Source organism: Aidingimonas halophila (assembly GCF_900106955.1).
GTDB lineage: Bacteria > Pseudomonadota > Gammaproteobacteria > Pseudomonadales > Halomonadaceae > Aidingimonas > Aidingimonas halophila.
Genome location: NZ_FNNI01000003.1, coordinates 402441 through 414983, shown reverse-complemented (window position 1 = coordinate 414983; position 12543 = coordinate 402441). Strand labels below are relative to the sequence as shown.

Below are 12543 nucleotides of genomic sequence, written 5' to 3'. Positions count from 1 at the left end.
CGGGGTGGCACCGAGTCCGATTCCACGCGAATAGGGAGGTCGCAGCGTGCTGAAACTACGTTCTCTGGCGTTATTGATTGGTTGGTTGCTCATCACCACCCTATTGATCGTCCCTACTGCGCAGGCCCAACAGGACGAAGGCACCGCCGATGCCCCCGCCTACGCGACACTGGCGGACTTGTTGGAAAATGAAGAGGCCCGAAACCAGTTAATTGACGACCTGCGGCAACTCGCAGACACAGAGGGCCACCTCGAACCATCCTCTGACGACGCCTCGACCGGGATCGCTTCGGAAGCGCCCAGCGATCAGACGGCCGAAGAGGTCTCCTTGCCACGTCGACTGGCGGAAACCTCGAGCCAGATTGTCGGCGACCTCGGCAGCCAGTTCAGTCAATTGGTTTCCGCCATCGCCGGCCTGTTCGGCGCCGACTCCGCTGCAGCGAGTGCCAGCTCATTCGATGCCAGTGCGTTCACATCGGCCGCGATCAATCTCGGCCTGGTGATCATTGCCACCATCGCGGTATTTCTGGTTTTCCGCTATCTGGCACGCTCCCTGTTTACCCGTATCAGTCAATGGTCGACCTCCGGCAGCCGGCTTACCCCTGTACTGCGACTGGTACTTGCCGTCGGGATGGCCGCCGTTGTCGATGTACTGATCGTCCTGCTCGCCTACGTCGGCGGGAGCCTGATTGCCACCTTTGCCATCGGCGAAAGCGGCGAGCTATCGACACGAGCGTCGCTGTTCCTCAATGCCTTCCTGGTCATCGAACTGCTCAAGGCAGGCTTGCGCATGCTGTTCGCTTCCCGCTATGAAGGCCTGCGTTTGCTGCCGATTTCGGCAACCGATGCCTCCTATTGGAACACCTGGTTTGCCCGGTTGATCGGCCTGGTCGGTTACGGATTGTTGGTGGTCGTGCCGTTGATCAATTTCTATGTCTCTACAGCTCTCGGCCAGGCCATCGGTACCCTGATCATGCTGGGTGCCTTCATTTACGCCGTGAGCGTGGTGCTCAAGAATCGGCTTTATCTGCGTCACTCCATTGAACGGGCCGCCGAACGCTCCAGCATGCATGCCACGCGGGTCTCCCTGAACCTGCTGGCCAAACTCTGGCACGGGTTTGCTATCGCGTACTTCCTGATGGTCTTGCTGGTCACGCTGCTCCGTCCTGAAGATGCCCTGCCTTTCGTGGCGATGGCTACACTCAAGACCCTGATCATCATCGGTGTCGGTGCGTTGGTGTCCAACCTGCTGACACAGACGATCGGGCGACGGATTCAGCTATCCGACGCACTACGCGACAAGCTGCCGATGCTGGAAAAGCGGCTCAACGCTTACGTGCCCAATATACTGCGCATCATTCGGGCCGTTATCCTGATCGTCGTGGTCATGATGACGCTCAATGCCTGGAACGCCTTCGATCTGGCTGCCTGGTACGCCTCCGAAGCGGGACGCGCGTTGACCGGCAATCTGTTCAGCGCCTTCTTCATCATCGTACTGGCGTTAGTCGTCTGGATCGCTCTGGCGAGCCTGATAGAGCACCGTCTCAACCCCGAGACCGGTGGCGGCGAACCCTCCGCTCGTGCCAAGACGCTGCTCAGCCTGTTCCGCAACGCACTGGCGATCGCCATCATCACCATCACGGCGATGATCGTGCTGTCGGAGATCGGCATCAACATCGGTCCACTGATCGCCGGTGCCGGTGTATTGGGTCTGGCCATCGGTTTCGGGGCACAGAAGTTGGTGCAGGACATCATCACTGGAGTCTTCATTCAGGTCGAAAACGCCATGAATACCGGCGACGTCGTGACGGTCGGCGGCATTACCGGAACCGCCGAACGTTTGAGCATCCGCTCGGTGGCAATTCGTGATCTCTCGGGCACCTATCACATCGTGCCTTTCTCCAGCGTCGATACGGTATCCAACTACATGCGCGAGTTCGGCAACCATGTTGGCGAATACGGTATCGCTTATCGCGAGAATATCGACGAAGCAATAGCGCAGTTGGAACAGGCATTCGAGGATCTCAAGGCCAGCGAAGAACATGGCAGCAAACTGCTCGCGCCCTTGACAGTCGCGGGTGTCATCGCCCTGGCCGACAGCTCGGTCAATATTCGTGTCGTGATCAAGACCACACCCGGCGACCAGTGGGCTGTGGGTCGCGCCTATAATCGGTTGGTCAAGATGCGCTTCGACGAAGCCGGCATCGAGATCCCCTTTCCGCATACCACGCTGTATTTCGGCGAAGACAAGGATGGCAGTGCCCCGGCCGCCAACCTCCGGCTGCTCGATGGCTCGAAACGCTCGCCGAAAACCTCGTCGACCACCGCAGGAAACCGTCAGGAGGATGTCGACCACATCGGCGACGCGTCGCATGATAAGCCGGATGGCGATGACGTCGACGAGCCCTCATAGCGGTTAATGTCAGGATCCACGCCAACAACGGGGGCTGCCGGTCGGCGGCCCCCGTCAGTATGGACACCTCGGATGTTCATCAGTGGGCCGTCACCAGCATGACGATACTCAATGCCGCCGATATCCACATTGCCGGCTTGATCTCGGCCAGCTTCCCTGTGCATGCCTTGATGATCACGAAACTCAGGAAGCCGAACGCAATCCCCAGCGTGATCGAATATGTCAACGGCATCAGTATAATGGCCAGGAACGCCGGAAACGCTTGATCATAGCGTGACCAGTCGATCTTGCCGACAGGCGCCAGCATGAATAACCCGACCAGCACCAACGCAGGGGCCGTTGCAATTCCCGGCACCAGCGAAAGCAGTGGCGAAAGAAACAGGAATGGCAGAAACAGCAGCGCGATGACCACCGCCACCAGTCCGGTCCGCCCTCCCTGTGCGACACCGGCTCCGGATTCAATGAACGTCTGTGCCGCACTCGTCCCCAAAGGGGCGGCAATCATCGAGGCAAACGCATCAACGGTCATGGAGCGCTTGAGATTGCGCGGATTACCCTGATCATCCTTGAGGTCGGCGGATTCAGAGAGCGCCATGAAACAAGACAGCGCATCGAAAAAATTGGTGAAAAGCATGACGAAGATGAAAGGCAAGTAAGCGACTTTCAGCGCTCCCCAGATATCCACCTGCATGACCGCACTGAAATCGGGCCAGGCCATCATGCCGCCCCATTCAACCAGCACTTCTTCACCCCACAAGCGTCCCATGGGCGCCGCCAGCAGCGTCGTCAGTGCGATACCCAGGATCAATGCACCGTTGAAACGCATGATCACTAGAACGACAGTTGCCATCATGCCGATGAAGAAGGTCACCAGTGACGGACTCAGCGACCCGAGCGAAACCAGTGTGGCTTCACTACCGACGATGAATCCCGCGTTCTTTAGCCCGATGAAAGTAATGAACAAGCCAATGCCACAGGTGATGGCGTAGCGCAGTGACTCCGGAATCGCCTCGATAATGGCCTGTCGAACGTTGAACATGGCCAGGATCGCGAACAGGACTCCCGACCAGAATACACACCCCAGGGCGACTTCCCAGGAAAGCCCGGCCCCCATTACCAGGGTGTATGTGAACAGTGCATTCATGCCCATACCCGGTGCCACGAGGATGGGGTTACGCGCATAAAGCCCCATCGCCAGGCTGCTCATGAAACTGATCATGACGGTCGCGGATAGTGCTGCAGAAAACGGAATTCCCGCATCGCTCAGAATCGCCGGATTGACAACGATGATGTACATGGAGGCCAGGAAAGTGGCAATCCCGGCCAGTATCTCCGTTTTGACCGCTGAACCGCGACGGCTCACGTTGAAGTAGGCATCCAGCCACTTCCCGGGATGCGACGCGCCTGACCGCGGCGTCTCGGCGGATGCAGTCGATGGGTGTTGCATGGTCATGGTCCCTTTGTTGTTGAAATGGGCATTGGTGATACCGGTCAACCGGCTTGCACACGCCAATATTGACCACATGGTCAATATGCTTGGGACAGACTAGGCAACACCTGACCAATTGGACAACTCATGAGACTGATATTGCCTATCAGAAAACCAAATAAGTGCATCGTTTCCGCGCAGAGGCGTTAAAAAAAGGGCACCTTGCGGCGCCCAGGAGAGCAAATCGATCAGATGAAAACAGCGGCTTCTAGAGATTCTCGTCGCTCGGCTGAGGCAGTGCCGGCAACGATTTATCGAGCAGTTCGACACTCTGCCGATAATAGAGCTGGCTCTTGTTGTGTTCACCGAGATTGGCATAGAGCCTGGCAAGTTCGGCACAGACGACACCGCTCGGACGCTGGCGTTGGCTTGCCTCGAAATACTCTTGCGCCTTGCCCCAGTAGGCATTGCGGAGCGAAAGGCGGCCCAGCGTCAACAGAAGATCCGGGTCGTTGGGGCGCTCCTGCAGCCATTTTTCGGCATAGGCGAGCTGGCGACCGGCATCGACATTCAGCAATCCATAGCGTAGCACCAAACGGGAATCCCAGTGCTCTTTCAGAGAGTGGCGCAACAGGCGCTCCGCCAGCCCCTCCTCGTTTCCTCGAATCAGGGCTTCGGCATACAACACCACCAGATCGACATCGCCACGCAGATAGTCGGGCATATCGGCCCACAGGTTGCGGACGCGCTCGATATCTTCGGGATGTTGAGACGCCTGCATGAGCAACTCACGATAGGCCCGCTGTTCCAGCGAATGTTGCTCTTCCTGGGAAATCAACTGCTGGGACGCCATGCGCGGCATCAAACGACGCAGGCCATCCCAGTCGTTGACGCTCAGATAGGCCTGTTTGAGCTGCTTCAACACCTGGGGGTGGTTAGGCAATTGACGATCCAGCCGAGTCAGCGTTGCCAGCGCTTCCTCGAATTGCTGCCGGTCGAGCATCAGTTGTGCTTGCACCATACCGACCGCAGTATCGGCACCTTCGGTACTGAGGTGGGCTCGTTTGAGCAGCGTATCCGCCTGGTCATAACGTCCCTGGTAATGCGCCGCCAGTGCTGCAGACAGATAATTGACCAACGGGGTGCTGGAGTCGTCGGCGGCCTTGACCAACGATTTCTCGGCGCGTTTCCAGCGGCCTTCGGCCAAGGCTACCAGGCCGCGCACCGTCCGGCGCATCGCATTCCGGTGCCGCGCTCGACTGTTCCACAGCTTGAACCGACTGACCGGGCGACGCAGCCGCATCAACACGCGCAGCGTAAAGTGAAGGACCAGAAACGTTGCCAACAGCAGTATCAGGCCAAACCAGAATGATGTCTGTATCGACGTATCGCCGACACGAACCAGCCAGTATCCCGGCACGGACTGCATCAATTGACCGAACAGGGCCCCGACGGCGAGACCGACGACGATCAGTAGGATCAGCTTTCTCATTCCTCATCCCCCTGTTCGTCCGCTTCTCGATCGCCATCGTTTTCAAAGCGACGTTCGATGAAGGATGACAGGGCCTGCTGAGAGCCACTGATATCGGGGAGTTCGGGGCGTACGGCCTCTTCGCGCAACGATGCTAGCCGGTCAAGCACGGACTGAACGCCATCCCGTTCGGTATCGTAATAGGTCTCCACCAGGTTGATAGCCTTTTCGAGGCTGGCCTCATACAGCGCTTCTTCTTCTTTGAGCAGGGCCAATTGCGCCTGTTCAATCAGCAGACGTACATTCTGCCTCAGATAGGATTCCTGTTCGGGCGAAATCAGCGCTTCCAGCGCTTGATCGTGGCGTCGAACCGTCACCAGATCCTTGAGTTCAGCACCAAAATGGGCCAACTGTTCCTGCCACCCCCCTGTCGGCCCCTGGCCATCCTCACCTTCGACCGTCTGGGCTTCGACATCCTGCTTGAGCGGTAATCCGGCGAGTTGCTCCTGTTGTGCGTTGAGAGAAAGATACAACCCCGTGCGGTCGACTTTCGGCACGGATTCCAGTTCGGCCAGTTCGGACGCGATCTCTCGACGGACCGGCGTCAGCGCAGGGTTGTCAGCTTCGCGCAAACGTTCATCGGCCGTCCGCAATAGCGCAGCGGCTCCCTCGGCATCACGCTCGAGCTGCAAACGCTGATTGGCAAGCCGTAACAGATAGGCAGCCTCGGCATGCAACCACTCGCGCTCGTCGGTATCCTGTTCACTGGAGAGGTCTTCAAGCACATCGTCCAGGGTGCTGTTCATCTCGCTACGATAATCGTCGAAATCATTGCGCAGTGACGACAGGGCCTCGTCCATTTCGGACTGGCGCTCGCTGTTGCTCTCTTCAAGTCGAGTTTCCAGTTCACTGATGGCCTCGGCATTAGCATCCATTTGCGCTAAACGTTGCTCTTGCTGGTCGAGACGCTGCCATCCCCACCAGCCGGCAACGAGAGCGCCGACCGCCAACACAATCACCAGCACCAGGGCGATGATACCGGTCTTGTTGCCACCGCCTCCCCCTTGGCTATCACTCGGCTGTCGGGCCCCTGACTGCCCCCCAGCCCCTGACGACGATGAAGTGCGACTTGCCGCGGAAGATGAGGTGGAGGATTCACCCGACGCCTGGGAGGACGCCCTCTTGGCACTATCGCTCTTGCCACCGGCCTGCTGCGATCGAGAGGACTTGGACTTGCCGGAAGCACTGGGCGGCGCCTTTTTCCTGCTGCTCGCTTGACGAGATGACTGGCCCGACGCCGATGCCTTGCTGGAACTGGCATCGTCACCGGTGGCGTGTTTATCCGCTTGGGCCGATTCCTGTGACGAAGATGCCGCGCCCGACGACCTGGACTTCTGCTCCGAACTCGATCCGGGCGTTGATTCGGCGCTATCGGACGATGGCGGCGTCGAGTCAGTTTCCGTGTTCTCCTGATCCGGACCGTTCGGCTCCTGCTGCGAGGGCGTTTGCTGTTCGTCCTGATCGTTTCGTTGCTTGCTCATCTGTCGCTAGCCCTTTTCAAGATCATCATTGATCGACATCGCCCCCGTCCAAGCCACATACCCGAGCGGTCATTGCCGCCAGCGAGGTCGCCGACGCACTGTCAGCGACATGCGGGGCGGCGAATCCCAGGTTGCCTGCCAGTGTAGCCAACCGATGACTGGATACGATTAGCGGTTGGTTCAACGCTGCAATATCACACCATCCTGCCAGATGTTCGAGAAGTTCGCCGCTACTCACGATCAAGGCATCGAAATCAGCGGAAGCAAGGCACCTTTGCATGGCCGCATCCGGCGCCGTGAAAACACGTCGATAAAGTGCCAGACGGGTCAGGCGGGCCCCACGTGATGACAGTGCCTCGGCCAACGTCGTGCGACCACCTTCACCGGCGACCAGCAGGACCTTCTGTTCTGCGAGCCCGTGTAGTGAGGGCAGCGTCAACAAGGCCTCACTGGTTTCACGTCCCGATTGGCCATTCACATGTTCCGGCGGCAAATGCACCTTGACGCCGAGCTCCCGGTTCAGCACCTCGGCTGTCGCTGCGCCCACGGCGTAATACCTTGGCCCGATCGGCAATTGCGGCCAGTAACGATCCAGCGCTTCGACCAGACATTCAGCAGCAAACGGACTGACGACCAGGACGCGAGAAAAATGGTCGAAATCCAACCAGACGGACCGGATGGCGGCGGTTTCCGGCAACACCTGCTGGTGCATCAACGCCAATGGCCGAGGGTCCAGGCCGTATCGTGACAATGTGGTTGCCAGTACCTCCCCCCGGTTCCCGGGACGCGTCACCAATACCCGAGGCCGTTCCCGCATCAGGCATTACCGTAGACATCTGCCAGAATCTCACCCGCTCCCTGTTCAAGGAGATCCTCAGCCACTCTCAGTCCCAAGGCTTCGGGCTCACTGGCCGCCCCACGGCCCTCGGCTCGCAATACCCGTGTCCCTTCCGGCGTCCCGACCAGTGCACGCAGCCACAGGATACGGCCTCCCTCCTCAAACACCGCATGCCCACCGATCGGCACCTGACACCCCCCCTCCAGCCGGGTGTTCATGGCACGCTCGGCACGCACACGGGTCGCCGTGTCCGGATCGTCCAATGGTGCCAGCATCTCGATCAACCCCGCATCATCACTGCGGCACTCGATACCCAGGGCCCCTTGACCACAAGCCGGCAAACAAACCTCGGGAGCCAGTTCGGCCGTAATCCGCTCTCCCAGTCCCAAGCGATTGAGACCGGATGTTGCCAAGATGATGGCATCGAACTCGCCGTTATCAAGCTTTGACAAGCGTGTCTGGACATTGCCACGCAGCGTCAGCACCTCGATATCGGGACGTGCTTCTCGTACCTGCAGGCCTCGGCGCAAACTGGACGTCCCGACGCGCGCCCCGTCGGGCAGGGCGTCAAAGGTGGCGTATTGGTTGGAAACGAAGGCATCGGTCGGCTCCGCCCCTTCCAGAATCACGGACAACCCCAACCCTTCAGGAAAATGCATCGGGACATCCTTCATGGAGTGCACGGCGATATCCGCCCGCCCATCGAGCATGGCATCCTCGAGTTCCTTGACGAACAGCCCCTTGCCGCCAACCTTGGCCAGCGGCGTGTCGAGAATTTTGTCACCGCGCGTGGAAATGGGCACCAGCTCGACGTGAAGTCCGGGATGGACAGTCATCAGGCGATCACGAACGTGCTCGGCCTGCCACATTGCCAGGCGGCTTTTACGGGTGGCGATGCGCAGGGTGGTATAGGCGGACACGGCTCTCTCCTGTCGACGAGCGGGGGCTTTCCTGGGCCCGCTCAAGTGAGATGGAAGCGACCTCGGCTTCCGATTCAGCTGTTATCATAATGCACCTGGGGAAGCAGGAAAAATGCGCGGGGATGGTGTCGCTTCGCTACGTGGCCTGCGTCGCCGACTCTGATACACTGCCAGACCAATTTCACGTTAGACGTTCAGGCCCAACAACGCAGGATATTCCGTTCGATGAGCCAATCAACCAATCAATCCTGGGGCGGTCGTTTCAACGAGCCCACCGATGCCTTTGTCGAACGCTTCACGGCGTCGGTCGGTTTCGATCAACGTCTTGCTCAGCATGACATTCGCGGCTCGATTGCACATGCCACCATGCTGGCCCGTGTCGGTGTGCTCGACGACGCCGAACGCGACGCCATCATCGACGGGCTCAACGACATTGCGCAGGAAATCGAAGCCGATACGTTTCCCTGGTCGATCTCGCTGGAAGACGTGCATATGAACATCGAGGCACGTCTGACCGAGAAGATCGGCATCGTCGGCAAGAAATTGCATACCGGTCGCTCACGCAACGATCAGATTGCCACCGACATCCGCCTGTTCCTGCGTGACGAGATCGATGCCATCGAGGCGGAACTGGTTCGCCTGCGTGAAGGCCTCATCGAACTTGCGGCGAATCACGCGGATACCATCATGCCGGGCTTCACCCATCTGCAGAGCGCTCAGCCCGTCACCTTCGGTCATCACCTGCTGGCCTGGCAGGAGATGGTGGCCCGGGATCACGAGCGCCTGCTTGACTGCCGCAAGCGTGTCAACGTCATGCCCCTGGGTGCTGCCGCATTGGCCGGGACCACCTATCCGATCGACCGCCATGTCAGCACCGAACTGTTGGGTTTCGATCGTCCCGCAGAAAACTCCCTGGATGCCGTCAGTGACCGGGATTTCGCGATCGAGTTCACGGCGTTCGCAAGCACGCTACTGATGCACTTGTCTCGCATGAGCGAAGAACTGGTTCTCTGGACCAGCGCCCAGTTCGATTTCATCGACCTCCCTGACCGCTTCTGCACCGGCAGTTCGATCATGCCGCAGAAAAAGAACCCGGATGTGCCTGAATTGGTGCGAGGCAAGACCGGCCGTGTCTACGGACACCTGATGAGCCTGTTGACTCTGATGAAATCCCAGCCGTTGGCCTACAACAAGGACAACCAGGAGGATAAGGAACCCCTGTTCGATACCCTCGATACCGTCAAGGGCTCACTGCGCGCCTTTGCCGACATGATTCCGGCCGTCGAAGCCAAGGCGGACAACATGTACGCCGCAGCACGACGCGGTTTCTCGACCGCCACCGACCTGGCCGATTACCTCGTCCGCAAGGGAGTGGCCTTCCGCGATGCCCATGAAATCGTCGGTCAATCGGTTGCTCATGGTATCCGCCATGACAAGGATTTGTCGGAGATGTCGCTTGATGAATTGCAGCAATTCTCCGACACCGTCGAGGCCGATGTCTTCGACATCCTTACCCTCGAGGGATCGGTAGCCGCTCGCAATCACATTGGCGGTACGGCACCGGACCAGGTACGGGCCGCCGCTCAGCGGGCACGTGATGCCCTTGCCACGATGACACGGCAGGAGACCTGACATGCGCCAACTGGGAATCGTCGCGTTGCTTGTCATGCTGCTCGTCATCGCCGGTTGTGGCCAGAAAGGGCCGCTTTATCTGCCTGATGACGACGAGGCGGCCGAGCGTTACGACCCGCAGGGCACCAGCGATGATGACACTGATGAAACGGACGAGGCAGACGGGAACTGAGCATGGACCATTTCGACTACCGTAGCGGCGTGCTATATGCCGAGGACGTCCCCCTGGCCGATATCGCCGAACGTTTCGGTACCCCTTGCTATGTCTATTCACGGGCGACGCTGGAGCGTCACTTCCGGGCATACGATGATGCTCTGGGCACGCATCCACACCTGATCTGCTATGCCGTCAAGGCCAACTCCAACCTCGCCGTGCTCGGATTGCTCGCGCGCCTGGGGGCCGGATTCGATATCGTTTCCCGGGGTGAACTGGAGCGCGTTCTTGCTGCCGGCGGCGACCCCGCGAAAGTCGTATTCTCCGGTGTCGCCAAGCAGGATGCCGAGATGGAGCGGGCGCTGGAGGTCGGCATCAAATGCTTCAATGTGGAATCCCGTGCCGAACTCGAACGGCTCAATGCCGTCGCGGGACGCCTTGACCGGAAAGCCCCTGTCTCATTGCGCGTCAATCCCGATGTGGATGCGGGCACCCACCCCTATATTTCCACCGGGCTCAAGGACAACAAGTTCGGTATCGCGGTCGATGATGCCTTTGCCGTGTATCAGCGAGCACAGTTCCTGCCCCATCTGAATGTCGTGGGCCTGGACTGTCACATCGGCTCCCAGTTGACCGAGCTGTCACCCTTTCTCGATGCCCTGGACCGGCTGCTGGTACTGCTTCAGCGCCTCGAAGCCGAAGGCATCGCCATCGATCACCTGGACCTGGGAGGCGGCCTCGGCGTCCCTTATCGTGACGAGCAGCCACCGGTCCCTTTCGACTACGCGTCGGCGCTGCTCGAGCGACTCGCCGAACATGGCCGTCATCACATGACGCTGTTATTCGAACCCGGCCGCTCGATCGCCGCCAATGCCGGCATCCTCCTGACCCGGGTGGAATTTCTCAAACCCGGGGAAACGCGCCACTTCGCGATCGTCGATGCGGCCATGAACGACCTGATCCGGCCATCGCTCTACCAAGCCTGGCAGGCCATCCTACCGGTGGACACGACCCTCGAACGCGAGGCCGAGACTTATGATATCGTCGGACCGGTCTGTGAGACCGGCGACTTTCTGGGTAAAGACCGCCATCTGGCAATTGCTGCCAACGACCTGCTGGCGGTCCGTTCAGCCGGGGCCTATGGTTTTGTCATGGCGTCGAATTACAATAGCCGCCCCCGCCCCCCCGAGATCATGGTCGACGGCCGGCAAGTCCATCTGGTACGACAACGCGAGCGCCTGGAAACCCTCTGGGCCGGTGAGTCACTATTGCCACCCGATGAACCGGAGGCATACTGATGTTGCTGCATTTCACCAAAATGCACGGCCTGGGGAACGACTTCATGGTCGTCGATCTGGTGACGCAGCGAGCGCGGCTTTCCATCGACCAGATCCGCCGTCTGGCCGATCGCCATTTCGGTATCGGATTCGACCAGTTGCTGATTGTCGAACCGCCGCAGAATCCAGACATGGATTTCCGTTACCGCATCTTCAATGCCGACGGTGGAGAAGTCGAGAACTGTGGCAATGGGGCTCGCTGTTTCGCCCGCTTCGTGCGCGATCAACGACTGACTCACAAGCGCGAGATCCACGTCGAGACACAGACGGGAGCCTTGACCTTGACCGTCGAAGACGATGACCGAGTCACTGTCGATATGGGGGAACCGAGTTTCGATCCTGCGGTTGTGCCTTTCGATGCGGCTGACGACCACATAGTGCATGATCTGACGGTCGACGACGCACGCATTCAGGCCGGGGTGCTGTCGATGGGTAACCCGCATGTCGTACTCGAAGTCGATGATGTCGACACGGCGCCTGTCGCCCGGCTGGGGCCGGCCCTCGAGTCGCATGCGCGCTTTCCGGCACGCGTCAATGTCGGTTTTCTGCAGTACATGTCCCCACATGAAGCCCGCCTGCGGGTTTTCGAACGCGGCACTGGCGAGACAATGGCCTGCGGTACCGGTGCCTGTGCCGCTGTGGCTCATGGCATCCGTCGCGAGCGACTGGCAAGCCCCGTGACGATACATCTGTTGGGAGGCGACCTGACCATCGATTGGGCGGGTCCCGGTCAGCATCTTTTCATGACGGGACCGGCGGAACGCATTTTCGACGGTCGCGTCCACTTGACGTGAGTTCGCACCGCCTA

9 protein-coding genes and 1 pseudogene are annotated in these 12543 nt (G+C 59.5%); 5 read left to right on the top strand and 5 right to left on the bottom strand.

The window, feature by feature from the left end; translation table 11 throughout:
• Positions 1 to 46: 46 nt before the first annotated feature.
• Positions 47 to 2413 (top strand): mechanosensitive channel protein, encoded by a 2367-nt coding sequence (gene ybiO / locus BLW01_RS07920; RefSeq protein ID WP_092568952.1) that lies wholly within the window; start codon positions 47 to 49, stop codon positions 2411 to 2413.
• 79 nt (positions 2414 to 2492) lie between these two features.
• On the opposite strand, the gene BLW01_RS07915 is transcribed toward ybiO, so the two are convergent.
• The 5 genes from BLW01_RS07915 to hemC form a co-directional block, all read right to left on the bottom strand.
• On the bottom strand, positions 2493 to 3860 hold the full coding sequence (locus BLW01_RS07915) for an NCS2 family permease (RefSeq protein WP_092569035.1): 1368 nt from the start codon (positions 3858 to 3860) through the stop codon (positions 2493 to 2495).
• Between the two features lie 250 nt (positions 3861 to 4110).
• Positions 4111 to 5334, bottom strand: coding sequence for a heme biosynthesis HemY N-terminal domain-containing protein (locus BLW01_RS07910; protein ID WP_092568951.1), 1224 nt, complete (start codon positions 5332 to 5334; stop codon positions 4111 to 4113).
• Positions 5331 to 6854, bottom strand: a complete 1524-nt coding sequence (locus BLW01_RS07905) for a uroporphyrinogen-III C-methyltransferase (RefSeq protein WP_092568950.1) — start codon at positions 6852 to 6854, stop codon at positions 5331 to 5333. The genes BLW01_RS07910 and BLW01_RS07905 overlap by 4 nt, the downstream gene beginning before the upstream one ends.
• 25 nt (positions 6855 to 6879) lie before the next feature.
• Positions 6880 to 7671 (bottom strand): uroporphyrinogen-III synthase, encoded by a 792-nt coding sequence (locus BLW01_RS07900; protein ID WP_092568949.1) that lies wholly within the window; start codon positions 7669 to 7671, stop codon positions 6880 to 6882.
• Positions 7671 to 8612 (bottom strand): hydroxymethylbilane synthase, encoded by a 942-nt coding sequence (gene hemC / locus BLW01_RS07895; RefSeq protein WP_092568948.1) that lies wholly within the window; start codon positions 8610 to 8612, stop codon positions 7671 to 7673. The genes BLW01_RS07900 and hemC overlap by 1 nt, the downstream gene beginning before the upstream one ends.
• 225 nt (positions 8613 to 8837) lie before the next feature.
• Here hemC and argH point away from each other — a divergent pair, with 225 nt between their 5' ends.
• From argH to dapF, 4 genes and pseudogenes are all read left to right on the top strand, one after another.
• The gene (gene argH / locus BLW01_RS07890; protein WP_092568947.1) at positions 8838 to 10244 is read left to right on the top strand and encodes an argininosuccinate lyase; all 1407 of its coding nucleotides are present in this window, start codon (positions 8838 to 8840) and stop codon (positions 10242 to 10244) included.
• 1 nt (position 10245) lies between these two features.
• Positions 10246 to 10353 (top strand): annotated as a pseudogene (lptM, locus tag BLW01_RS18920) (LPS translocon maturation chaperone LptM); the annotation flags it as partial.
• 65 nt (positions 10354 to 10418) lie between these two features.
• Positions 10419 to 11696, top strand: coding sequence for a diaminopimelate decarboxylase (lysA, locus tag BLW01_RS07880; RefSeq protein WP_092568945.1), 1278 nt, complete (start codon positions 10419 to 10421; stop codon positions 11694 to 11696).
• On the top strand, positions 11696 to 12529 hold the full coding sequence (dapF, locus tag BLW01_RS07875; protein WP_092568944.1) for a diaminopimelate epimerase: 834 nt from the start codon (positions 11696 to 11698) through the stop codon (positions 12527 to 12529). Before lysA ends, dapF begins: the two co-directional genes overlap by 1 nt.
• Positions 12530 to 12543 lie beyond the last annotated feature (14 nt).